Source organism: Mucilaginibacter sp. KACC 22063 (genome assembly GCF_028736115.1).
Taxonomy (GTDB): domain Bacteria; phylum Bacteroidota; class Bacteroidia; order Sphingobacteriales; family Sphingobacteriaceae; genus Mucilaginibacter.
In genome coordinates, this window is sequence record NZ_CP117877.1 from 3,835,305 (window position 1) to 3,858,403 (window position 23,099).

Sequence of the window (23,099 nt, forward strand, 5' to 3'; positions counted from 1 at the left end):
AGTCAGAAATAAGAGACAAGAATCAAGAGACAAGACTTTTTTAGTGCTTCTTTTTAGAAAGCCTAACTTGAGTTGTTGCTTTAAAATCGGCTTCTTCTTTTGCCAGCTTTATCTTCTGGTCGGCTGTAAGTGGCAAAGCAATCAATTTATTTAAATCAGGTTGCCCGGCATCAACCCAGGCCGAATACCAGTAACTACCTACAGCCAGTATAGCTGTACGCATGCGCCGCTCTACCATACCTTTTAGCATTTGGTGATAGGCTTTACAATATTCAGGCGAATAATCGGTTACTTTACGCTCGCCACGTTGCTGCTGGCTGTATTTCTTATCTGCCGAAAAAACCTTACTCAGTTGCTGCTCAAACAGCACTACCGAGTCAACAGCTTTAAACGAACTGCGGCACAGTATAAATGCTTCAGATAAAGGATTATCAATATATCTGGCTTTGCCTGCATATAAGTGATACTTATCTGCAAACTGCTCTGGCATTCGGCTTTCCCATAGCGCATGTAGCCCTTTCTGATTGGTTAACTGGCCATCATAGTTCATGGTGTTATGCAACGGCACACATGCATCAGATATGTAATGCCCTAAGTCAGCAGAAGTATGCAGGATAGCCGTTGTATCATGCGCTTTAAATGCACGTACCAATTTGTAATACTGATACTGAATAGTCCAGGGAACGGTACCATACTTTCGCAAAGTGTCGTCGCAGTATTTTACAGATGCATCCTGCCATTTATGCGGCATTGTCTTAAAAGTATTTTTGCCATAATAGTCAGCATCGAAAAAATGGCGCACACCTTCGGTAGTGTCATTATAACGGCGCTTATCGGCAGTTACTGCATGTTCGGTAATGTATTCGATATTGGCTTTGTAAAAAGCAGACATGCCTTTAGGCAACGTATATACCGCCAGCCGGTGTATGCGGTAATGCGCAAAAAAGCCCCATGATGTGCAGGCAAAAGTTAGGATAAGGGCTATGAATAAGCGCAATAAAGATTTCACTGTTTAAAGATAGAAAAAAGAGGTTTTCAAATCATGCGCTATAATTTAAGCGTTTAAAACTTATGTAACTATCAGCTGCTTAATCTGTTGCTCATCCATAAGTTTAAAAAATATTTCAAAAGCTGTTTGATTATAAGAATTTTCATCTTATATTTGCAGTCCGAAAAATAATTAAGAATACTTAGCTAAAATGGCAAATCATAAATCATCGATTAAAAGGATCAGAGCTAACGCTGCGAAGCGTCTGCGCAACAGATATCAGGCTAAATCTACAAGAACTGCTATTAAAAGATTAAGAGCAGCAGCAACTAAAGATGAAGCAAAAACGCTTTTACCTAAAGTTATTTCTATGCTTGATCGTTTAGCTAAGAAAAACGTGATCCACAAAAACAAAGCTTCAAACAACAAATCAAAGCTTACTAAATTTGTTAACGGTTTAGCATAAGCTAAAGCAACAAAAGATATTGAAAGGGATAATGCACTGCATTGTCCCTTTTTTGTTTCCGCAATTTGCTATATTAACCTCGTGGAAAGCTACGAAAGCAAGATCAGTATAAAGGCATGGGCCGAGGAAGACCGCCCGCGTGAGAAGCTAAACGCACAAGGCCGCCGCGCACTTAGCGATGCCGAACTTATTGCCATACTCATTGGCTCAGGCAACCGCGACGAATCTGCAGTAGAATTAAGCAAACGTATCCTTCATCATTACGACAACGACCTTAACAAATTAGGCAAGGTTTCGGTTAATGAGCTGTCCCGCTTTAAAGGTATCGGCGAAGCCAAAGCCATTTCTATTATTGCCGCTTTAGAACTTGGCCGCCGCCGTGGTGAAACAGAGACTAAAGTGGCAGATAAAATAACCGGCAGCCGCAGCGCCTGGGAGATACTACGCCGCCACATGGTTGATCTGAACCACGAAGAATTCTGGATACTATTACTCAGCCGCAATAACAAGGTCATTACTAAAGAACTGATCAGCAAGGGTGGTTTATCCGGCACGGTGGCCGATCCTAAGATTATATTTAACGTAGCCCTTCTACACCAGGCATCGGGTATCATTTTGGCGCACAATCACCCATCGGGCAATTTGAAGCCCAGCCATGAGGATATCAGTTTAACCAACAAACTATCGCAAGCAGGCAAAATTTTGGACATCAGGGTGCTTGATCACCTGATTATAACGGATGAAGGCTTTTACAGCTTTTCGGATGAAGGCATACTTTGATGTGCTGATATAATAACTCACTTAAACTTTATGACCACCTTTTTGCCCGATATATTTTCGAGCAAGGGCTTAAAGATCAACTGCGCATTATCCTGTGCTTTAGCAGTGATATGCATCTCATTGGCATTATCAAGCAGGCGTTTTTCTGCAATTTTATAGATATCCTCCACCATATTTTTGGCATTCCCCGGAAATAAAGCACCTGTAATGTCATAAACTTTTGATCGCTGGTGATCCAGCTTTACATAACAGATCTCCGCCTTAGGCATCAGTACTGTAACGGTATCTTTGGTTGCAGATTGGTTAATATCTTCCTTTTTGACCTTGGTAAGGTCAATACATGCCGTTACTTCACCTACTGCTAAAAACAGCACACGCTCATCGGGCAAAAAGGTATGTATCTGCTTCTTTTCTATCACATCTTTCATGGAGTACTTTACCAGCTCCAGTTTACCCATACTGGTAATCTTTTGCACCATTACATCCTCATTAACCTCAGTGCGTACAGTGGTAAACTGGTGTTTGATATAGAAAAACAAAAAGACGAAAAAACCTAATAAAAGAAGGGTAATTATAAGCGTTTTTGATACGCCGCTGCGGGTTGCACTCATAATCATTAGACAAAAAAAGAGCAGATTGGTTTATCTACTCTTTTCCATAAATGTTTATTACGGCTGATTAAGCGCCGTAAGTTACATTTAATGTAATAGGCACGCTTAGTGCTTTTGATACAATACAGTTAGCTTTTGCGCCTTCTGCAACTTGTTTAAACTGCTCTTCAGAAACGCCGTCGATAGCAGATGCTTTAAGTTCCAGATGGATACCATCAATTTTTAAGCCTACCATATCCAGGTCAAGGATAGCTTCGGTAGTTAAATCGCCCGGAGTAATGCCTTGCTGAGAAAGCGCAGCACCTACTGCCATAGTAAAACAGCCTGCATGTGCTGCTGCAATCAACTCTTCAGGGTTGGTACCCACACCAGACTCAAAGCGGGTTTTGAATGAAAACTGAGTATTGTTAAGAGTGGTGCTTTGTGTTGAAATTTCACCTTTACCCTCTTTTAATGTGCCAGCCCAATGAGCATTTGCTGTACGTTTCATGTTTTTTAATTTAAGGTATGTTTGATATTGATTATTAATGCCATTTAGCGCGTTCATACTGTACCGGCCAGGTAATATCCTGCCCTAACTCATGCGCCGCACGTAACGGAAAATATGGGTCACGCAGTAGTTCCCGCGCAATGAAAACCAAGTCAGCCTGTTCAGTTTCAATGATCTCATTCGCCTGTTTTGATTCTGTGATCAGGCCAACGGCTCCGGTCATAATTCCGCTTTCCTTTTTTATCTGCTCTGCAAACTCAATCTGGTAACCTGGTTTTAACGGAATTTTTGCTAAAACGTTACCCCCGGTAGAAGTATCAATCAGGTCTACGCCTTTTTCTTTCAATACAGTTGCCAGCTTTACTGAGTCCTCAATTGTCCAGCCGCCCTCGGTCCAATCGGTTGCAGAAATGCGTACAAACAAAGGCTTTTCATCAGGCCAAACCTGCTTTACGCTATCTACCACTTCCAATAGCAGACGGATCCTGTTCTCAAAGCTACCGCCATACTCGTCAGTTCGCTGGTTACTTAATGGCGAATAAAACTGGTGTAATAAATACCCATGCGCAGCATGCAGTTCAATTACGTCGATGCCAACTTTTAATGCTCGTTCTGTAGCTGCTTTAAAATCTGCTTTTACTTTTTCAATACCAGCTTTATCCAGTGCTATGGGTGCAACCTCTTCAGGTATAAAAGGCACGGCACTTGCTGATACTGTTTCCCAGCCGTTTGCGTAGTCGGGTAATATCTGTTTACCTCTTTCGTCCCACGGGCGCTCATGGCTTGCCTTACGGCCTGCGTGTGCCAGTTGTAAGCCCATATATGCGCCATGCTGGTGCACAAAATCAGTAATCTCTTTAAGCTTATCTATGTGCTCGTCTTTGTAGATGCCCAAATCGGCATAAGTAATACGCCCTTCGGGTGAAACCGCGATAGCTTCACTGATAATCAGCGCTGCGCCGCCTACTGCCCTGCTGCCTATATGCACCAAGTGCCAGTCTGTAGCAAAACCGTCGGTGCTGGAATATTCGCACATTGGCGATACCGCTATGCGGTTTCGCAATTCAATGTCTTTTATTTTTAAAGGTGAAAATAACTGTGCCATAATGTTATCAAATTTATATGCTTAAATCACCTTTACAAGTGCAGTAGTGTCATATCTAAACTTATGATACAAATCTGAGAGTTTAACTTTAACTAACTATTAATACTGCATGAGTTAAGATAACAAAAGGCAGGATCAGCTTTTTACACTGCCTGCCTTATGTCATTACACAAAACTTGATTACTTATTTATTTAAATCTTCATCATTTTTAGGATACCCTTCTTCGTCCAGATCATCCCGGTCATCTTCTGGCGTGCGCGAAAGTTCTTCGTCGATAGGGTCAAGTTCCGTGATCTTGCCATCGTCAATGTGCATACCTAACTGGTCAGCATCCGTTTCTATCGAACGGTTTTTATCATATTCGCCACGGGTATCATAAGGGTTTGCCTCATCATAGCTCGAATCAAAGTCGCTGCCACCAGGCGCTGCTGTATCAAATAATGCCGGCGGATCATAGTCCGGGTCATCACCGTCCACCTCAATTTCGTAACTATCAGTTTCCGGATCGTATTTTAAATCCTGAGCTGCTGACTCTTCACCCAGCTCATCTTTCATTTTTTTATCTCTGTCCAGGTTTTCATCATTAAACTCTGGGTAAAATTGATCTTTGTTCATCGGTTGGTCATTTACGTACGATATTAAAACACAGGAAAATGTATTGTGTTTAAAAATTTTACCCTCATTATGAAAACACAAGAATTAATTGAAACCGTGCAGGCCCTGATCCATACCGACAGGGGGCTGCTTGCTATGGACGAAAGTACCGGCACCTGCAACCAACGTTTTGCTGCACTTAACATCCCGCAGACAGAAGAATATCGCCGCAAATACCGCGAGCTGATTGTGACCACTCCTGGGTTAAGTGAGGCCATTAGCGGCGCTATTTTATTCGATGAAACAGTTTACCAAACCACTGCCGACGGCACTCCATTTATGGAGATATTAAAACGGAACGGAATAATCCCCGGCATTAAGGTGGACGAAAGCACGATGGATCTGGCCGGTTTTCCGGGTGAAAAGATTACAAAAGGAATTGATGGCCTGCCCGAAAGGCTGGGTAAATACTATGAACTGGGCAACCGTTTTGCGAAATGGCGTGCCGTTATTACCATAGGCAAAGGCATCCCAACCGATGCCTGTATCAACGCTAACACACATCTTTTGGCCCGATACGCGGCTATGTGCCAGCAGGCGGGCATTGTACCTATTGTAGAACCTGAAGTATTGATGGATGGCAGCCATAGTATTGACGACTGTTATAATGCAACTAAGCGATCATTACATTCGCTTTTTAACCAACTTTACGAGCAAAACGTTTACCTGCCCGGTTTAATATTAAAGCCTAACATGGTGGTATCCGGCAAGGATGCACAAGTACAAGCCAGCGTTGAAGACGTGGCAGATGCTACTGTAAATTGCTTTTTAGATAACGTATCTGCTTCTACAGGCGGCATTGCATTTTTATCAGGTGGGCAATTGCCAGAATTAGCAGCTGCACATTTAAATGCTATGGAAGTTAAATACAAAGAACGCATGCCATGGGGCTTAACTTATTCATTTTCGAGGGCGATACAACAACCTGCGCTTGATTACTGGGCTGGCAAAGATGAAAATGTTGAACATGCACAACAGTTGTTGCATGAAACAGCATTGCTTGCAAAAAAAGCAAGGGCTGGGCAATTGTGATAAAATTGAATAAGTAATTGGCAATAATATGTTTGCTATTACATAGCATTCGTGCTATTTTGTGTCAGTAAAACAATTAAACCAATCTGTAATGTTATCACATCGTCGGCCTTTAAAAACGCTTATATTTTTAGCGCTTTTAACAATTACATTTCACCTGCATGCCCAAACAGGGCGCACGGTAGTTGATTTTGATAAAGGCTGGCGTTTCCATTTAGGGGATGCTCCGGAAGCAAAAACTGCCGCTTACGCTGATAAAAACTGGCGCTTGCTTGATCTGCCGCACGATTGGAGCATTGAGGGCACATTCAGTAAAGACAACCCTGCAAAAGCCGAAGGCGGCGCACTGCCGGGCGGCATTGGCTGGTACCGCAAGACATTTACCATACCTGCAGGCGATAAAGGCAAACTGATCTATATTGATTTTGATGGCGTTTATCAGAAAAGCGAGGTTTGGATCAACGGGCATCATTTAGGTTTCAGGCCTAATGGTTATATATCTTTCAGGTACGGGCTTACTCCTTACCTTAAAATAGGCGGCAGTAACACTATTGCCGTAAAGGTTGACAATTCGGTTCAGCCAAACTCGCGCTGGTATTCTGGCTCGGGTATTTACCGCCATGTATGGCTGGTAAAAACTAACCCGGTAGCAGTTGATCTTTGGGGCACCTATGTAACCACGCCCCGTGTAAACAATCAGGAGGCAGAAGTGAAAGTGAGTACACGCATACGTACCATATACCCTAATGCAAAATTTAAGGCAGTAACTTCGGTAATAGACCCACAAGGCAAACAGGTAGCCAGCGCAGTAAGCAATGATCTTAAAGTGATGGACTCAGTGTCGACACTTAATCAGTCTTTTACCATCAAAACACCGCAACTATGGTCTGTAGATCATCCATCTCTATATAAAGCCACCACACGCATCTATGTAAATAACCAACTTGTCGATACCTATACCACACCATTTGGTATCAGGTATTTTGATTTTGATGCAGATAAAGGTTTTAGCCTTAATGGCAAGCCTTTAAAAATCTTAGGTGTTTGCGATCACCACGATCTTGGCAGCCTTGGTGCAGCGGTAAACACCCGCGCACTTGAACGCCAGTTACAGATTTTAAAAGCAATGGGTTGCAACGGTATCCGCACATCGCACAATCCGCCTGCGCCGGAACTGCTTGACCTGTGCGACAAAATGGGCTTTATTGTAATGGACGAGGCTTTTGATTGCTGGCGCAAACAAAAGGTTGAATACGATTATCACCTTTACTTTGATAAATGGCATAAACGCGACCTGGTTGACCAGCTACTTCGCGACCGTAACCACCCAAGTGTAATGATGTGGAGCATCGGCAATGAGATACCCGAGCAGGGCGACTCAACAGGTACAGCCATTGCACGCGAACTGGCAGGCATTGTACGCCAGTACGATAACCGCCCAATTACGGATGCAAACGACCAGCCTTATGCTAAAAATTCGATCATACGTTCTGGTGCGGTTGACCTTATAGGCTACAATTATCACCACCGCGATTATGTGAAGTTCCATGAGATTTTCCTTGGTGCAAAATTTATCGGTACAGAAACAACATCGGCGCTGGAAACACGAGGATATTATGATATGCCTTCAGACAGTATCCGCCGCTGGCCTGCACAGTGGAATAAGCCTTTTACCAACCCTAATGGCAATGTAGTTTCGGCTTATGATAACGTGTCGGCGCCATGGGGATCAACGCATGAGGAAACCTGGAAACTGATCAAAAAATATGATTACCTGTCGGGTATGTACATCTGGACAGGCTTTGATTACTTAGGAGAACCAACACCTTACACCTGGCCATCACGCAGTTCGTATTTTGGCATTATAGACCTGGCTGGTTTCCCTAAAGACCTGTACTATATGTACCAAAGCGAGTGGACTAATAAGCCGGTACTGCACATCTTCCCGCATTGGAACTGGCAGCCGGGCAAAACGGTTGATGTTTGGGCATACTATAACAATGCCGATGAAGTAGAGCTGTTTCTGAATGGTAAATCGCTTGGTATTAAAAAGAAACAAGGCGACGACCTGCACGTCATGTGGCGTTTAAAATTTGAACCGGGCACATTAAAAGCGGTATCTCGCTTAAACGGCAAAACTGTTTTAACGCGTACTATAAATACTGCCGGTAAGCCAGCTAAAATAGAATTAACGGCTGACAGAAGTACCATTAAAGCAGATGGCAAAGACCTATCGTTTGTAACCGTTAAAGTATTAGACAAAGATGGCAACCTTGTACCTGACGCCGAAGACAAGCTAACATTCAAGTTAAACGGGCAAGCCTTTATTGCTGGTGTTGATAACGGCGACCCGGTAAGCCATGATCCGTTCAAAGCCAGCTGGCGTAAAGCGTTTCATGGTTTGGCATTAGCTATTATACAAGCCAAATATAAACCCGGCGTAGCTACCTTAACTGCAACGGGTGCAGGTTTACAAACTGCTAATCTGAAGATTGTAATGAAGTGAGGATTAAATTCCATTGAATAATAATACTGTAGAGGCACAAGATTTGTGCCTTTGCTTTTAACCCCCTCCCTAACCCTCCCCGAGGAGGGAACTTTCTTTTTACGTTTAAATACCGAACCGACTTAACATAACCGCCCTAAATGTATTTCCTCTCAAACGAGAGACTATTTCTGTCACAACTTCCTTACGCCTTGCTATTGGTACGCCTTTACCAATTCGTTATATTGTGCAATCAAATAGCAATAACTTGAAAAGAAAAGACTTCCTATACCTTAGCGGCATGGGCCTTAGTGCGGCTATGATGCCCAATATTCCGGTGATTGGTTCGCCTGTAAATCCTGAGAAAGCGCTGGAAAATGTTGATGTATCGTTGAAAAAACGCATGGCCGATGTTGCTCTAAACACGGCAAAATCAAGAGGTGCCAGCTACGCCGATGTACGTATAGGACGTTACCTTAACCAGTCGGTTATCACGCGGGAAGACAAGGTGCAGAACATTGCCAATACTGAATCGTACGGAATGGGGGTGCGTGTGTTAGCCGATGGTTGCTGGGGCTTTGCAGCTACTAACAAAATGGACAATGACAGTATTGCGAAAGCTGCCGAACTTGCGGTACGCATTGCTAAAGACAATGCTAAATTACTAACGACTCCTGTTCAGCTTGCTCCACAAAAAGGTTATGGTGAAGTAAACTGGAAAACACCTATCCAGAAAAATGCATTTGAAGTACCTATTAAAGATAAAGTTGAGCTGCTTTTGGCTGCCAATAATGAAGCCTTAAAACTGGGTGCAAATTTCATAAACAACTCGCTGTTTATGATTAACGAGCAGAAGTATTTTGCTTCTACAGATGGCTCATACATTGATCAGGACATTCACCGCATTTGGCCAAGCTTCACCATCACCAAAACCGATGCAAAAAGTGGCAAGTTTGAAACGCGCAATTCATTAGGCGCACCAATGGGTATGGGTTACGAATACCTGGTTCCTGACAGTTCAACAGTAATTAACGGCATATTCCCTATTTTTACTACGCATTACAATATGCTGGAAGATGCCCGCATTGCCACCTCTCAGTTAGATGAAAAACTGAAAGCCAAACCGATTGAACCCGGCAAATACGACCTGATACTTGATCCGACTAACTTGTTCCTGACCATTCACGAGTCGGTTGGCCACCCTACCGAACTGGACCGCGTACTTGGCTACGAGGCGAACTTTGCAGGTACCAGCTTTTTAACATTGGATAAATGGAAGTCGGGCAAGTTTAACTTTGGCAGTAAGATTGTAAACTTTGTAGGCGACAAAACTCAACCCAATGCATTAGGCACAGTAGGCTATGATGACGAAGGGGTGAAATGCGGCAAGTGGGACATCATTAAAGATGGTGTACTTGTAAATTACCAAACCATACGCGACCAGGCGCATATCCTGGGGCTTGAGGCTTCACAAGGTTGCTGCTACGCCGACGACTGGAGTTCTATTCAGTTTCAGCGCATGCCTAACGTAAGCCTGCAACCGGGTAAAGCAAAGCTTAGTCCGGCAGAGCTGATTAAAAACACCGAGAAAGGCCTATATATGTTTGGCCGTAACTCTTACTCTATCGATCAGCAGCGTTACAATTTTCAGTTCAGTAGCCAGCTTTGCTATGAGATCAATAACGGTAAAATTACAGGCATGGTTAGCGGGGCTGCCTATCAGGCCAATACACAGGAGTTCTGGAACTCGTGCTCGGCTATTTGCGATGCCAGCGATTATCGCTTAGGAGGTTCATTCTTTGACGGTAAGGGCCAGCCGCAACAGGTAAGCGCCGTATCGCACGGATGTGCAACAACTAAGTTTGACAAAGTAAATGTGATCAATACCAGCAGGAGGATCTGATCTTTTTAAATAAAAAAGCCCACAATATCGTGGGCTTACTTGTTTCTTGTATCTGGTATCTTACTTCTTTGTTACACTGCGTCAGACAATGAACTGAATGTAAAGTCGCGGATTTTCATTGGCGGTATCAATGCGCTTTGGAATGATTCGCCGCTTACGGTACGCTCCGGTTTGCCAAGCGCTTCCAGGTTGTTCAGCATAATTACCGGGCTTTCGTTGAAACGGAAGTTTTTCACCGGGAATTTGATCTGCCCGTTTTCAATATAGAAAGTACCGTCGCGGGTAAGGCCTGTATAGAGTAAAGTTTGCGGATCAACCTCGCGGATGTACCACAAGCGGGTAACTAAAATACCTTTTTCAGTGCTTTTGATCAGATCTTCTATTGAACCTTCGCCGCCTTCCATAATCACTCCACCCGGCCCAGGCATTGGTTTAACACCTTTCTTCTGCGCCCAGTAACGCGAGTAATACAGGTTTTTAATTACCCCCTTCTCAATCCAGTTTACCTTTTGCTGCGGCTGGCCATCACCCGACCAAGTACTTGTAGGTAAACGCGGATCCGCCGGATCCGAATAAATATTTACCCGTTCGTCAACCAGTTTTTCACCTAACCTTGTACCGCCACCAGCTTTACTTAAAAAGCTGCGGCCCTCATCTGCGCTACGTGCATCAAGGCTGCCATATAGGTTTTCCAGCAAAACGATACCGGCTGCCGGTTCCAGGATCACGGTATATTTACCCGGCTCAATAGCTTTTGCAGTTACAGAACCGCTTGCCTTTTGCGCAGCAATTTTTGTAAGCTTAAGGGTATCCATATCATTAAAGTCCTCGTAATCTTTTGTCGCATAGCCAGAGCCAAGGCTGTCTGGTGTACGCATGGTGATCGAGAAGTTAATGTCAGAATACTTATTATAAGCAAACAAACCGTGCGAGTTCATCATGGCGCTGAAACTGCCTGTATTTTGCAAAAATCCAGCAGCAGTAAGCTTACTTTCTTTTGCCACATTTAAGCTTGCCTCTACCATATCTGCACGCTGCTTAGGTGTCATCTCCGCAGTTTTCTGATCGTAAAGCTTTGGGTTAGTCGGCCCATAAGTTTGCGGCCCTAAGAACGGCATGTATTCCGGGTTTTCCGGTGCCAGCTGTGCCAGTTCTTCAGAACGGCGCACTGCAGTTTCTATCGACTTATCGTCGTATTCATTTAAAGTAACAACACCTAATTTTTTACCGAAAGCAGAAGAAATAACCATACTGGTTGTGCTAACTGCTCCGCTTGTTGAAACCGAGTTGCGCGCATAGCGAATATTACCGCTGTTTGAACCACTAAAGTTTATTTCGCATTCATCGGCTTTTGAGTAGCTAAGCGCCTTCTTCATTAAAGCCTGCGCTTCTTCCTGACTTAGTATAGCCATATTGGTTTAGATTTTTCTTGCTGTATTAATAATGTTAACTCCGTTAAAACGCGCGGTAGACGAACCATGCGAGACTGCGCTCACCTGCTCAGGCTGTCCCTTACCGTCAAAGAACGAACCGCCCAGGCGATAATCACGCTCATCGCATACGGCAGAACATGAATTCCAGAACTCCTGTGTGTTCGACTGGTAAGCCACATCATTAAGCATCCCTACAATCTTACCGTTGCGTACCTCGTAATAAAGCTGCCCGCTGAATTGAAAATTGTAACGCTGCTGATCTATAGAGAAAGAGCTATCGCCAATGATATAAATACCTTTTTCTACATTCTTGATCATATCAGACGGAGTTAAAGGTGCTTTGCCAGGCTGTAAGGATATATTAGGCATACGTTGGAATTGTACATCATTCCAGCTATCGGCATAGCAGCATCCCTGAGATGCATTTAACCCGAGAATGTGTGCCTGATCGCGTATCGTCTGGTAATTTACAAGCGTACCATCTTTAATGATGTCCCACTTACCGCATTTTACCCCTTCATCATCATAACCAACAGCACCTAAAGAACCCGGCTGTGTTTTATCTGCAACGATGTTTACGTTTTTACTACCGAAGTTGAATTTGCCCGATTTCCATTTGTCAAGCGTAAGGAAACTGGTACCTGCAAAATTAGCCTCGTACCCAAGCACACGGTCAAGCTCTGAAGGGTGGCCAACCGATTCGTGGATGGTAAGCCACATGTTAGTAGGATCAAGGATCAGATCGTACTTACCAGGCTCAACAGATTTAGCAGCAAGCTTTTGCCCAGTTTGCAAACCTGCAAGCCCAGCATCCTCAATCATATCATAACGGTCGCGGTAAAGCATGGTAGGCATACCTTTAATCTTGTCGCTATCACGCGGCATCAGATACTCATAGCCCATTCCGCGTGGTGCGCTCAGGGCATTACGGGTAATAAATTTACCCGATTTCTGGTCTATTTTGGTGGCATAAAACGTAGGCCATATACGATGAATATCCTGATCAATGTATGAGCCATCTGTTGAGGCAAAGTACTTTTGCTCATTCACCAGGAAAATAATGGAAGTAACATAGTTCGCTCCCGCTTTCATTGCGGTATCATTCACCTTCAGCAACAGGTCAACTTTATCCTTAATAGGTACTTCGAAACCATTTTTCTCGATCGGCGCCTTCCAACTCACTTCACCGTAACCCTTTTGCGGGGCCAACTGTACGGGTTCGCTTTGCAAGCGTGCGTTCTCTTTGGCAATAGCTACTGCATCGGCTGCTGCACGTGCAATGCTATCATTGTCCATACGATCAGTAGCGGCAAAACCCCAGCATCCATCTGCAAGTACGCGTACACCCATACCGTATGATTCGGTATTGACTACGTTTTGCACTTTGTTTTCACGGGTTACCACAAACTCACGCAAGTAGCGGCCAATGCGTACATCAGTGTACGTTGCTCCTTTTGACCGTGCCGCATTAAGCGCAACATCAGCCATACGTTTTTTAAGGGCAACATCAATGCCGCCCTGCAAAGCTGCCTCTTGTGAGATCGGTGCACCAATAACAGGGATACGGCTCAGCATGGCTCCTCCGAAGCCCATACCGGTGAGATAAAGAAAATCTTTCCTTTTCAAAATTGTTAAGGTTTTGATTAAAAAATGAACTATTCAGAAGGTCAGTCTGGCAGATGTGTTCGTAATTTAAATAATTATTTTCAGAAGTGAATAATCACCTTACAATTTTTGAGAATTACTCGCCGGGAAACCGTAATCCAATTTGTGCCCGTGACAGATCGAGCATGCGCATCATCTCGCGCGAAAGGTGGTGTGTAATGATGGGACTTTCAGTCTTGCCGTCTTGTATTAACTGGCAAAAATGTTCGGTTTCATAATTAAGTCCGCCTGCTGCAAAAGGTTCATCTAAAGTAACGATACGGCCATCCAGATATTCGATAGTGACCTTTTGGGGATTCCACCAGTTTTTATGAATAGTGATGTGCCCCTGAGTGCCAGCTATCAAAGCATCGCCTTTACCGTGCAGGTCAAAACCGCAATACAACTGTGAATAACCTTTTTCGTGCCTGCTTTGAATAATGGCAAACATATCAACTTTGTTGTCGGCAATGTGGCCAAGGGTTTGCATTTCAAGCGTATTGCCCAACCACTCAGCCGCCAGGAAAACCTCATAAGGTAAAATGGCCATAATGCCGCCGCCAATGCCCTCGTAACTAAAATTAGGATGATCCGGTGGTAAATCGGCAACTGATGAACCGGCACGCACGTAAGCTACATCGCCGATTGGATCATTGATCAAATGCTCGCGAAGTTTACGGTAGGCCGGGAAGAAGGGCGGTTTCATGCCTTCCATAAAAAGCAGGTTCTTCTGCTTAGCTAAAGCTAATACAGGCTCAAGCTGTTGCAGGTTAACCATTGATGGCTTTTCGCACAATACATGCTTACCTGCATTAAGCGCAAGTGTACTGTAATGGGCATGGCTATCGGGCAGGGTTGCAATGTAAACAGCATCGATATCTGATGCCAGCAACTCTTCAGCAGATGAAAAGGCCGTACCACCATATTTTGCCGTAAACTCCTGAACATTTTCGGCTCGGCGCGCCCATGCGCCAACATATTGTGCATTAACAACAGCGGCCAGACCCTGCATAAAACGATGCGAGATCCGGCCGCAGCCTATAATACCTATTTTAACCATACCTGTTACTGGTACTGGATATAAATTGGGTGTGGTGTATATCTTTTGATGACCTCTTCTGGTGTTAGCATGTGGTGAGGCGCTTTTTTGATATCGTTTTTGTAGAACAATTTAAAGCCGGTGAACTGTACAGGTTCGCCTTGTACAAAGTAACGATAAGTACCTGTTTTAAGGTCTGGTTCGCCCCAGCCGTCCATATCAATTACAGTTTGTACTTCTTTACGTAATTTGATGTTTTTGTAGTTGGTTAACATCTTTTTAGTAAAGCGGTGTACAATTAAAATTTTCGGAGGTAAGTGGTATGTATTTACCAGGTTAGCCAGGTAACCCGAAACATAATTCACGTCTTCCGCATCATAAGTTCCAATTTTACGGCCCGGTTTGGTTCCGTCTTTCATAGAAAACTCAGGGTCCATACCGAAATGCACATTAGGCATTTTCAGGTATTTTTCTAACAAAGGCAACTCTGCGCGTATGTTACTTAAAGCAACCTGCACGTCAAGAAATACAATGCCATGTACTTTTTTAGCCAGTACTAATACAGAGTCGATCTGTTTAAATGGCATGCGGTAACGGTATTTACCGTCTTTACCACCGTCGCCCTGTGCTACTACAGCAATGTAGTGCAAAGCAGGCATTACAGGGATAGAAGGATCAGCCTTCTCCCAATGCTTTACTTCGCCGCGCAATTTGTTCAGCATCTCGTTTGGCGGCAGCTCGCCAAGGATACCCATCTTTTTAGAATACAGGTTACCGTAGAAAGCTACAATTCTGTGGAATGGTAATATAGCACCGTCCATTGGGTAAGGTGCATTTTTAACAGGCCAGCGGCCGGTGGTATCACCGTTAGCCAGGCGTTTCATCAAGCTATCGTATTTGGCTTTATCCAACGGCGGATAGTGCTCTTTTACAATCGAAAGCGTATCAATGGTGTCTGCTTTAGCAACTTCGGTACTGGTTTTTGTTTTTGTAGTGGTTGTAGTGGTTGATTTGTTACCGTTGTTGCAGTTAGTAAACAATAAAACGGTTCCAACGGCAAGTGATCCGGTCAGAAAGAAAGCCTTTAAGTTCATTTATAGTAAGTTGATGTTTTGCAGCAATATGCTAAATTATTTGATAGTTATTTGAATATTCACAAAGTTAATTTAGTAACTTCTTAATTTAACCTACTGTAAGTTTCAAGGGGGTATTTATAATGAATTAGCCTATGAACAAGTATTTGTTAAAGCTGTTTTATTTTGTCTTATAAAATTTACCAAACACACCCAACGGCAACTTAATACCCGATGTTGCCTGCAGATAAAGTTCGCCGGTTTCCAGGTTTTGCACCTGCGGAAAAGCGCCTTTGATCAGGTTTTCTACGATGACAGACGAAAAGCCCAGCGAATAGGTATTTAATATCAGGAAGTGTTCTTCAGGGTCAAGCAACTGAACCACATCCTGCATCATTTCATTGATGTGGTCTTCCAGCTTCCATTTTTCGCCGTTAGGGCCGTGGCCATAAGCAGGCGGATCCAAAATAATACCGTTATATTTTTTACCGCGCTTTATTTCGCGCTTTACAAATTTCAGGGCATCCTCAACTACCCAGCGTATATTTTCCAGTTCAGACAGTTCCTGATTTTCATTTGCCCAGGTAACTACCTGCCTTATCGAATCTACGTGCGTAGTATCGGCACCGGCCGCACGCGCAATTAAAGATGCGCCGCCTGTATAGGCAAATAAGTTAAGTACTTTGGGGCTTGGCGTTTTAAACCGCTTTACATTTTTAGAGATATAATCCCAGTTTACAGCCTGCTCGGGGAAAATGCCCACATGCTTAAATGAAGTAAGCCCCAAACGGAACCTGATGGTTACATCATTATTTTGATAAGTAATATGCCAGCGATCAGCTGCTTTAGGGTCTTTCTTAATCCATTCGCCTGATGTAGCCGAACGCCCTTTGAAACGGATATGATGCTGCTTGTTCCACTCGCTTTGCGGCAAGGCTTTGCTCCAAACAGCCTGTGGTTCAGGGCGGATCAGGATTAAATTGCCAAAACGTTCCAGTTTTTCAAAATCGCCGCAATCAATCAGCTCATAGTCTTTCCAGTGTTCGGGCGTAAGGAGTTGGATCATCTTTAGTGGCGAGTTTTGAGTTACGAGTGTCTGAGTATTAATTCGCAAAGATACTAATACAAATGAGTATTGATAATAGATTAGTTTAGGCTTACCCCTTGACAACGTTTTGGCTAAAGCATTGTCTCTACTTTTCCCCTTAAAAGGGGAATGCACAGCAATTACTTTAAGTAGAAACTTAAAAAAGGGTCAAGAATTATGGCTTACCCCTTGACAATGTAACTACTTAACATACTGCCTCTACACTTCCCTTTTAAGGGGAATGCACTGCTATTGCTAATTGTACTGACTTTAATAAGGGGTCAGAAATGAATTAAAGTATCCCAATCACTATTGACCAATCTACAGCTTTTCTCTCGCCGCTTGTGTAAACTTACTGGCGAACACAAAGTCGTTCAGTTCTTTGTTGTCGGTATGGGCAATGTCTTTATTTGAGCCTTCCCACCATTTTTTACCTTGGTAAAGGAAAATGATATGATCACCTATACCCATTACCGAGTTCATGTCGTGCGTTACAATAACGGTTGTGATTTTATACTCCTGAGTAATTTCATTGATGAGTTCGTCAATCAGTATGGAAGTCTGCGGATCAAGGCCCGAGTTCGGTTCGTCAACGAACAGGTATTTAGGCTCCATTGATATGGCGCGGGCAATACCCACACGCTTTTTCATACCGCCCGATAGTTCTGCCGGAAAAAGATCGTTCTTGCCTTTCAGATTCACCCGTTCTAAGCAGAAGTTGGCACGGTCAAGCTTTTCGCTTTTAGACATATCAGTGAACAGGTTAAGCGGAAAAATGATATTCTGCTCAACCGTCATGGAGTCAAACAATGCCGAGTTTTGAAACAGCATACCAATTTGCTTGCGGGTAGGTACACGTTGTTCAAAATCCATGTGAGTAAAGTTTTCGCCGTCAAAAATCACTTCTCCTTTTGTTGGTTCATGCAGGCCTACGATACATTTAAGCAAAGTTGTTTTACCCGAACCCGAACCACCTATGATAAGGTTGTTTTTACCGGCTTCAAATGTTGCTGATATACCACGCAGTACATCATTATCCCCGAAGGTTTTGTAAATATCCTGTATCTCGATCATAACATTACCCTCGAAATTACTAAGTCAGCAAATAAGATCATGATACAGCTATATACTACACCGCGTGTAGCAGATTGACCAACTTCAAGCGCACCGCCTGAAGTATAAAACCCCTGGTAAGCGCAAACAGTAGTGATAATAAATCCGAAAAAAATTGATTTCACAATAGACACCTGCATACTTACCGGGTTAAAGCCATCTGTTAAACCAGTCATATAATCAGATGTTGATACGTCGCCAGATGCGGCACAGGCAATGTAACCACCAATAAGGCCAAGGGCTATAGAGATGATGTTTAACAGCGGGATCATGGTTACGCCCGATATTACTTTAGGAGCAATTAAATACCCCGGGGCGTTTACCCCCATAATTTCTAAAGCATCTATCTGCTCGGTTACACGCATGGTACCAATCTGCGATGCAATGCTTGACCCTACCCTGCCTGCCAGTACCAGCGCAGAAATGGTTGGACTAAATTCAAGTATGGTTGAATCGCGGGTAATACCGCCAACAATACTTTTAGGGATCAGGTCGCTCACCAACTGAAACGCTGTTTGTATAGTAGCAACCGCACCGATAAATACCGAAATGATACTGATAATGCCTAACGAACCGACACCGATGGATACCATCTCGCGCATTACCTCTGCCCAGTAAACACTGAACTTTTCGGGTCGCTTAAAACTTAAGCGTATTAATAGTATATATTTTCCAAAAGCAGTAAACATTCTGTTTAATTAATGACCGGCCAAAAATACATTTTTTAAAGTGCGTACTTAAACTTATAACAATTGAACTACATTTAAGCATGAAAAACGCTTTAATTACTGGTGCTACCAAAGGTATTGGCCATGCCATTGCGCTCGCATTTGCTAAAGAAGGAATAAACCTTGCAATTTGTTCGCGAAATATAAAAGATTTACAGCAAACCCGGGAACAACTGCTTGCAGTTAACCCTCATATCACTGTTTCGGCAACCGTAGCCGATGCCAGTATCAAACAGCAGTTACTGCAATTTGCGCAACAAGCCGAGAAAGAATTAGGCAGTATCAGCGTGATTGTAAACAATGTAGGCACATTTATTCCATCATCGATACTTGATGATACAGAAGATACTTTCGACACCCAGATGAATACCAATCTTCGCCCGGGGTATGAGTTGTACCGTTATTTCGGCAAAAAACTGATGGCAGCAAAAGAAGGCCATATTTTCAACATTTGTTCAGTAGCCGCTTTATCGCCCGTTGTAACAGCCGGAACTTATAGTGTAACAAAGGCAGCAGTGTATAGTCTTAGTAATATAATGAGGCTCGAAATGCAGCAATATGGTATAAAAGTAACTTCGGTAATACCCGGTTCAACCATAACCGCATCATGGGACGGCGTTGAGGTTGACAAAAGCCGTTTCGTGTTACCAGAAGACGTTGCAGCGGCAATAGTAACCATTTATAAAATGAGTACAGGCGCCAATGTAGACGAGATTATCATAAAACCTGTTTTTGGCCAGTTATAAAACAATCACTATACTCTAAAAACAATCATTATGGAAAAGAAACTCTATCGTGACGAACGCCGCAAAGTAATTGCAGGTGTTTGTGCGGGCTTAGCCGACTACTTCAATGTAGACGTCTCTATAGTAAGACTGATATTTGTATTAACACTTATCTTAAAAGGCAGCGGCACTTTAATTTATATCATTTTATGGATCGTATTGCCTAAGCGCGATTATAGCTTTATACCTCCGGCTGATTATGCCGTACCGCCTACCCAGCCATTTGGTTCACCCGCACCAGGCTATCAGCAAACCACCTATCAAGCTCCCTATCAGTCGGTTATAACTCCGCGCAAAGGACCATCAACCGCCGGTATTATCGGTGGGGTAGTATTGATTCTACTTGGTGCCGGCTTTTTGATAGATGAGCTGGACCTGATACCGGATATCGATTTTGAGCAATGGTGGCCGGTAATATTAGTAGCTGTAGGCCTTGTGCTTATTTTTTCGGGCAACAGAAATAAACCTGTCCAACCGCAATGGCAACAACCGGAAACTAAAGATGCCGAGGCAACTGAAGTAAAAGAAGATCCATCTGTTAACAACCCTAACGAAACTCAGCAATGAAAAAAGATAGATTAACGCCGGGTATTATCCTCGTGCTGATAGGCTTGGCTGTATTAGCAAGCAATTTCGGTTATCTCCATTTCCACTGGACTAACTTTGTATACCTGTGGCCGCTGTTTTTGGTAATTGGCGGTGTAAACTTGTTACTTGCAAACAATTATGCGCCGTGGGCAAGAGCTACCAAAATCATCGTACTGGTTGGCTGCCTGGGTATATTGTTCTTTGGCGACTTTGGTCACCGGTACCGCTTTTTCCCACACATATTTATTAACGGCCACAGCCATAATAACGACGGCGATAATGACGGTATTGATATTGGTGATGATGACGACGACAGCGACAGTACCAGTACAGGCTTGGTTAAAGTAGATGGCAACAGTTATTACCATACGCCTTTCACTAACGATATCCGCATTGCAAAGCTTAATTTAAACGGCGGTGCAACTACTTACAACCTCAGTGATACAACTAACCAGTTGTTTGCAGCAGACGTTAAAGAGTTTTATGGACATTACAGCCTTACCAATCACACGCAGGATTCTGTAAGTAATATCACTTTTGATATGAAAGGCGACCATAAAGCGCACTTTAGCTGGCATGGCAATAATAAATCAAACAAGGCCACTTTAAAGCTTAATGTATTGCCAGTATGGGATATGGATATTACGGCTGGTGCCACAGATTTGAACTTTGACCTTAGCAAGTTTAAAATCCGTAATTTTAATTTGCATGGTGGCGCAGCATCATTTGATGTAAAGCTCGGCCAGCCGGTTGCAGGCAGTTCAAACATAGATGTTTCATCAGGTGTATCTGATATTACGATCAGCATACCTAAAGATGCAGCTTGCAGCATTGAAACCAGCACAGGCTTGTCATCAAACAGCTTTGACGGCTTCAATAAAACAGAAGACAACCATTACGAAACACCAGGCTATGCCAACGCTAAAAATAAATTCGCTATTAAAATCAGCGGCGGCCTGTCAGACTTTAAAGTTAAACGTTATTAAAACCTCACACAATTGCTAACACATTAACCGCTTCTATAACCGGAAGCGGTTTTTTATTTTTATGCGATAAATGGAAGAGTTTTTACTGGTAATTAATGGCAAGCCCGAAGGCCCCTTTATTATCGAAGAGCTGAAGAAGCGTAACTTAAAACCAGGCGACTTTGTAAAGACACCAGAAATGGAAGATTATAAAGAAGCACAGGAAATAGCAGCGCTGCGTAAGTTATTCGGGTTTAGCAGGCCTTATGTGATCCCTCAATACTTTGGCGCCTTCGACCAGCGCTTATTAGCTTCGGTGATAGATTGGCTGACCATCACTGGCATTTGTACCGTACCGGCATTTTTTATTGTGCTGTTGTCTGATGCCAAAATATTCAACATTATTTTCAGTACCAGCCTTCTTGTTGTAATTCCGCTGCTATATACAATCTATCATATCGTGATGGAAAGCGGGCCCAAGCAGGGCACTTACGGCAAACAGCTATTAAATATAAAAGTAACCGACCTTTACGGAGAACGCATTACCAGAGCTCAGGCAGTTAGCCGCAACATATCTAAAATACTTTGTGTGATTACGTTAGGCGTAGGCTACCTGCTCAGTTTCTTCAACAAGAAACAACAATGCCTGCATGATATGGTGGCAGGGACATTAGTAGTAAAAGACAGGCTTATTTAGTTTTGAGTTACTGAGGTGTGAGTTCTGAGGTGCGAGGTATGACTTTATTAAATATCATTTAAATCTACATGACGTCTAATAGTCCTTCCTACCGGGGAGGATTTAGGAGGAGCATTACTTTTTTGTCTTTAAAGCCCTGATCATTTCCGGGTAGCCCATACGGCTCACCATAGCATTTACTGTATTGGCAATACGGTTTACTCTTGTAGGTTCGGTTTTAGCGCTGTTTATCCATTTAATAAAATAATCGCGGTGCCCGCGGGTGAGCGAGTTAAAAAACTCAAATGCTTCAGGTTCGTCATCAAAGCACTCCTGCAGGTCTTCAGGTATTTCCACTTTATAATCGTCATGCGTTTCCAGCTCTACCGCAACCATTGCCCCTTTGCTTTTTCGTATGCCTTTGCGCATATCTGCATTAATGGCCATAATAAAGCTTCCATCGCCCCAAGGCATTAATGCAACGCCAGCTATTGCAAAATTGTCAAGCTTGCCTTTTACCCGGAATGACTTTTTATTACCCGGCTTAAGCTCCAACGCCATATCCTGCGGAATGATGATATATGTCCAACCTGTTTTCTCGCCCTGCTCGGCAAACTGGTGTAAAACGGCGTTAAATTTTATCATAGTATACGTATGCTAATTATACTCAATTAAATAAAGCAAAATATCAGCTTGTAGTTCATTGTCGATGCTTTGCAGGGTAAAATAATCATCCGACAGCCAATTACCCAATTATTAAATTAACATGCTTAACAGTTAATTATCAATAAGATAACTATCGCAATAGATTAGCCTGATTACCTTTGCAGTGAAGTTACAAACTTCATATTGTTATTTACATTCGACGTAATTAATTGAATATTTTAATAGCAATTGTTGAAATTTTGATAAAAGTGTGGTTCTATTAAAAATACATTCAAATCACTGTAACTATCGCATACAAAGGCGTGTCTTATGGATATATAAATTATTACAATACCTTAAATATCAAATATTATGAAAACCTTAAAATCAGTTGTACTTGGCATTTGCTTATTATTAGCATGCAGTGTTGTCAAAGCAAATAACATAGTTAAAGAAGACAAAACCGCTTCACCTTATTTTGCCATTAATACTTATGTGGATGCTGTTAGTCTCGGCAAAGTGGAAGACCTGGACCTTGTAGTTGACAAAAGCGCAAAATTCAGCATGCTGCGTGGCAAAGACATCCTTAGCTATGACAAAGATCAAATGCTGGGTTTCTTAAAAGCCAACAAAGGCATTGAGCAAACCTGTACCGTAAAAACATCTGTTGTAAGCAACAATGCTGATGTAACCGTTGTAAAAGTAGACATGCAATATGCAGACTTTTTACGCAGCAACTACATTACCGTAAGCAATACCGGTAGCGGCTGGAAAATCACCGACGTATACTCTGTGTTTAAATAATTTA

23 protein-coding genes are annotated in these 23,099 nt (G+C 43.0%); 10 read left to right on the top strand and 13 right to left on the bottom strand.

From position 1 onward, the window contains the following. Nucleotides 1-40: 40 nt before the first annotated feature. Complete coding sequence (locus tag PQ461_RS16570; protein ID WP_274206644.1) at nucleotides 41-1,009, bottom strand: zinc dependent phospholipase C family protein; 969 nt, start codon at nucleotides 1,007-1,009, stop codon at nucleotides 41-43. Nucleotides 1,010-1,199: 190 nt separating this feature from the next. On the opposite strand from PQ461_RS16570, the gene rpsT reads away from it, so the two are divergent. Then, nucleotides 1,200-1,454: a 30S ribosomal protein S20 gene (gene rpsT, locus PQ461_RS16575; protein WP_274206646.1), complete on the top strand. Its 255-nt coding sequence runs from the start codon at nucleotides 1,200-1,202 to the stop codon at nucleotides 1,452-1,454. 81 nt (nucleotides 1,455-1,535) lie between these two features. Then, complete coding sequence (gene radC, locus PQ461_RS16580; protein ID WP_274206647.1) at nucleotides 1,536-2,234, top strand: RadC family protein; 699 nt, start codon at nucleotides 1,536-1,538, stop codon at nucleotides 2,232-2,234. A gap of 17 nt (nucleotides 2,235-2,251) precedes the next feature. Here radC and PQ461_RS16585 read toward each other — a convergent pair whose 3' ends face one another. The 4 genes from PQ461_RS16585 to PQ461_RS16600 all read right to left on the bottom strand — a co-directional run bounded on the left by PQ461_RS16585 (nucleotide 2,252) and on the right by PQ461_RS16600 (nucleotide 5,056). Further along, nucleotides 2,252-2,845 carry a DUF4230 domain-containing protein gene (locus PQ461_RS16585; protein WP_274206649.1) on the bottom strand — a complete coding sequence of 198 codons (594 nt, stop codon included), beginning with the start codon at nucleotides 2,843-2,845 and terminating at the stop codon, nucleotides 2,252-2,254. Between the two features lie 67 nt (nucleotides 2,846-2,912). Further along, complete coding sequence (locus tag PQ461_RS16590; protein WP_274206650.1) at nucleotides 2,913-3,335, bottom strand: OsmC family protein; 423 nt, start codon at nucleotides 3,333-3,335, stop codon at nucleotides 2,913-2,915. A 34-nt stretch (nucleotides 3,336-3,369) separates the two neighbouring features. Then, nucleotides 3,370-4,440, bottom strand: coding sequence for an NADPH dehydrogenase NamA (gene namA, locus PQ461_RS16595; RefSeq protein ID WP_274206651.1), 1,071 nt, complete (start codon nucleotides 4,438-4,440; stop codon nucleotides 3,370-3,372). 184 nt (nucleotides 4,441-4,624) lie between these two features. Beyond that, the gene (locus tag PQ461_RS16600; RefSeq protein ID WP_274206652.1) at nucleotides 4,625-5,056 is read right to left on the bottom strand and encodes a hypothetical protein; all 432 of its coding nucleotides are present in this window, start codon (nucleotides 5,054-5,056) and stop codon (nucleotides 4,625-4,627) included. A 69-nt stretch (nucleotides 5,057-5,125) separates the two neighbouring features. Here PQ461_RS16600 and PQ461_RS16605 point away from each other — a divergent pair, with 69 nt between their 5' ends. From PQ461_RS16605 to PQ461_RS16615, 3 genes are all read left to right on the top strand, one after another. Next, entirely contained in the window at nucleotides 5,126-6,127 is a 1,002-nt protein-coding gene (locus PQ461_RS16605) for a class I fructose-bisphosphate aldolase (protein ID WP_274206653.1), read from the top strand. 91 nt (nucleotides 6,128-6,218) lie between these two features. Next, nucleotides 6,219-8,633, top strand: a complete 2,415-nt coding sequence (gene galB, locus PQ461_RS16610) for a beta-galactosidase GalB (RefSeq protein ID WP_274206654.1) — start codon at nucleotides 6,219-6,221, stop codon at nucleotides 8,631-8,633. 247 nt (nucleotides 8,634-8,880) lie between these two features. Continuing rightward, on the top strand, nucleotides 8,881-10,515 hold the full coding sequence (locus tag PQ461_RS16615; RefSeq protein WP_274206655.1) for a TldD/PmbA family protein: 1,635 nt from the start codon (nucleotides 8,881-8,883) through the stop codon (nucleotides 10,513-10,515). Nucleotides 10,516-10,586: 71 nt separating this feature from the next. Here PQ461_RS16615 and PQ461_RS16620 read toward each other — a convergent pair whose 3' ends face one another. The 7 genes from PQ461_RS16620 to PQ461_RS16650 form a co-directional block, all read right to left on the bottom strand. Continuing rightward, the gene (locus tag PQ461_RS16620) at nucleotides 10,587-11,927 is read right to left on the bottom strand and encodes a TldD/PmbA family protein (protein WP_274206656.1); all 1,341 of its coding nucleotides are present in this window, start codon (nucleotides 11,925-11,927) and stop codon (nucleotides 10,587-10,589) included. A 6-nt stretch (nucleotides 11,928-11,933) separates the two neighbouring features. Further along, entirely contained in the window at nucleotides 11,934-13,574 is a 1,641-nt protein-coding gene (locus PQ461_RS16625; RefSeq protein WP_274206658.1) for a TldD/PmbA family protein, read from the bottom strand. A 115-nt stretch (nucleotides 13,575-13,689) separates the two neighbouring features. Then, nucleotides 13,690-14,652 carry a Gfo/Idh/MocA family protein gene (locus tag PQ461_RS16630; protein WP_274206659.1) on the bottom strand — a complete coding sequence of 321 codons (963 nt, stop codon included), beginning with the start codon at nucleotides 14,650-14,652 and terminating at the stop codon, nucleotides 13,690-13,692. Between the two features lie 5 nt (nucleotides 14,653-14,657). Beyond that, entirely contained in the window at nucleotides 14,658-15,725 is a 1,068-nt protein-coding gene (locus tag PQ461_RS16635; RefSeq protein WP_274206660.1) for a hypothetical protein, read from the bottom strand. Between the two features lie 160 nt (nucleotides 15,726-15,885). Beyond that, nucleotides 15,886-16,770 carry a class I SAM-dependent methyltransferase gene (locus PQ461_RS16640; RefSeq protein ID WP_274206662.1) on the bottom strand — a complete coding sequence of 295 codons (885 nt, stop codon included), beginning with the start codon at nucleotides 16,768-16,770 and terminating at the stop codon, nucleotides 15,886-15,888. 342 nt (nucleotides 16,771-17,112) lie between these two features. Continuing rightward, nucleotides 17,113-17,865, bottom strand: a complete 753-nt coding sequence (locus PQ461_RS16645; RefSeq protein WP_274206663.1) for an ABC transporter ATP-binding protein — start codon at nucleotides 17,863-17,865, stop codon at nucleotides 17,113-17,115. Then, nucleotides 17,862-18,593: an MlaE family ABC transporter permease gene (locus PQ461_RS16650; RefSeq protein WP_274206664.1), complete on the bottom strand. Its 732-nt coding sequence runs from the start codon at nucleotides 18,591-18,593 to the stop codon at nucleotides 17,862-17,864. Before PQ461_RS16650 ends, PQ461_RS16645 begins: the two co-directional genes overlap by 4 nt. An 80-nt stretch (nucleotides 18,594-18,673) precedes the next feature. Here PQ461_RS16650 and PQ461_RS16655 point away from each other — a divergent pair, with 80 nt between their 5' ends. From PQ461_RS16655 to PQ461_RS16670, 4 genes are all read left to right on the top strand, one after another. After that, complete coding sequence (locus PQ461_RS16655; protein ID WP_274206665.1) at nucleotides 18,674-19,378, top strand: SDR family oxidoreductase; 705 nt, start codon at nucleotides 18,674-18,676, stop codon at nucleotides 19,376-19,378. Between the two features lie 30 nt (nucleotides 19,379-19,408). Then, nucleotides 19,409-19,984, top strand: coding sequence for a PspC domain-containing protein (locus tag PQ461_RS16660; protein ID WP_274206666.1), 576 nt, complete (start codon nucleotides 19,409-19,411; stop codon nucleotides 19,982-19,984). Next, complete coding sequence (locus tag PQ461_RS16665) at nucleotides 19,981-20,991, top strand: toast rack family protein (RefSeq protein WP_274206667.1); 1,011 nt, start codon at nucleotides 19,981-19,983, stop codon at nucleotides 20,989-20,991. Before PQ461_RS16660 ends, PQ461_RS16665 begins: the two co-directional genes overlap by 4 nt. A 70-nt stretch (nucleotides 20,992-21,061) precedes the next feature. Further along, nucleotides 21,062-21,667: an RDD family protein gene (locus PQ461_RS16670; RefSeq protein ID WP_274206668.1), complete on the top strand. Its 606-nt coding sequence runs from the start codon at nucleotides 21,062-21,064 to the stop codon at nucleotides 21,665-21,667. Nucleotides 21,668-21,781: 114 nt separating this feature from the next. Here PQ461_RS16670 and PQ461_RS16675 read toward each other — a convergent pair whose 3' ends face one another. Beyond that, nucleotides 21,782-22,291: a YdeI/OmpD-associated family protein gene (locus PQ461_RS16675; RefSeq protein WP_274206669.1), complete on the bottom strand. Its 510-nt coding sequence runs from the start codon at nucleotides 22,289-22,291 to the stop codon at nucleotides 21,782-21,784. 372 nt (nucleotides 22,292-22,663) lie between these two features. Between PQ461_RS16675 and PQ461_RS16680 the strand changes: the two genes are divergently transcribed. Beyond that, entirely contained in the window at nucleotides 22,664-23,095 is a 432-nt protein-coding gene (locus PQ461_RS16680; RefSeq protein ID WP_274206670.1) for a nuclear transport factor 2 family protein, read from the top strand. Nucleotides 23,096-23,099 lie beyond the last annotated feature (4 nt).

Coding starts and splice junctions, on each gene's coding strand:
- rpsT (WP_274206646.1), top strand. CDS start 1,200: ATGGCAAATCATAAATCATCGATTAAAAGGATCAGAGCTAACGCTGCG.
- PQ461_RS16585 (WP_274206649.1), bottom strand. CDS start 2,845: ATGAGTGCAACCCGCAGCGGCGTATCAAAAACGCTTATAATTACCCTT.
- PQ461_RS16590 (WP_274206650.1), bottom strand. CDS start 3,335: ATGAAACGTACAGCAAATGCTCATTGGGCTGGCACATTAAAAGAGGGT.
- namA (WP_274206651.1), bottom strand. CDS start 4,440: ATGGCACAGTTATTTTCACCTTTAAAAATAAAAGACATTGAATTGCGA.
- PQ461_RS16600 (WP_274206652.1), bottom strand. CDS start 5,056: ATGAACAAAGATCAATTTTACCCAGAGTTTAATGATGAAAACCTGGAC.
- PQ461_RS16605 (WP_274206653.1), top strand. CDS start 5,126: ATGAAAACACAAGAATTAATTGAAACCGTGCAGGCCCTGATCCATACC.
- galB (WP_274206654.1), top strand. CDS start 6,219: ATGTTATCACATCGTCGGCCTTTAAAAACGCTTATATTTTTAGCGCTT.
- PQ461_RS16620 (WP_274206656.1), bottom strand. CDS start 11,927: ATGGCTATACTAAGTCAGGAAGAAGCGCAGGCTTTAATGAAGAAGGCG.
- PQ461_RS16630 (WP_274206659.1), bottom strand. CDS start 14,652: ATGGTTAAAATAGGTATTATAGGCTGCGGCCGGATCTCGCATCGTTTT.
- PQ461_RS16635 (WP_274206660.1), bottom strand. CDS start 15,725: ATGAACTTAAAGGCTTTCTTTCTGACCGGATCACTTGCCGTTGGAACC.
- PQ461_RS16640 (WP_274206662.1), bottom strand. CDS start 16,770: ATGATCCAACTCCTTACGCCCGAACACTGGAAAGACTATGAGCTGATT.
- PQ461_RS16645 (WP_274206663.1), bottom strand. CDS start 17,865: ATGATCGAGATACAGGATATTTACAAAACCTTCGGGGATAATGATGTA.
- PQ461_RS16650 (WP_274206664.1), bottom strand. CDS start 18,593: ATGTTTACTGCTTTTGGAAAATATATACTATTAATACGCTTAAGTTTT.
- PQ461_RS16655 (WP_274206665.1), top strand. CDS start 18,674: ATGAAAAACGCTTTAATTACTGGTGCTACCAAAGGTATTGGCCATGCC.
- PQ461_RS16660 (WP_274206666.1), top strand. CDS start 19,409: ATGGAAAAGAAACTCTATCGTGACGAACGCCGCAAAGTAATTGCAGGT.
- PQ461_RS16665 (WP_274206667.1), top strand. CDS start 19,981: ATGAAAAAAGATAGATTAACGCCGGGTATTATCCTCGTGCTGATAGGC.
- PQ461_RS16670 (WP_274206668.1), top strand. CDS start 21,062: ATGGAAGAGTTTTTACTGGTAATTAATGGCAAGCCCGAAGGCCCCTTT.
- PQ461_RS16675 (WP_274206669.1), bottom strand. CDS start 22,291: ATGATAAAATTTAACGCCGTTTTACACCAGTTTGCCGAGCAGGGCGAG.
- PQ461_RS16680 (WP_274206670.1), top strand. CDS start 22,664: ATGAAAACCTTAAAATCAGTTGTACTTGGCATTTGCTTATTATTAGCA.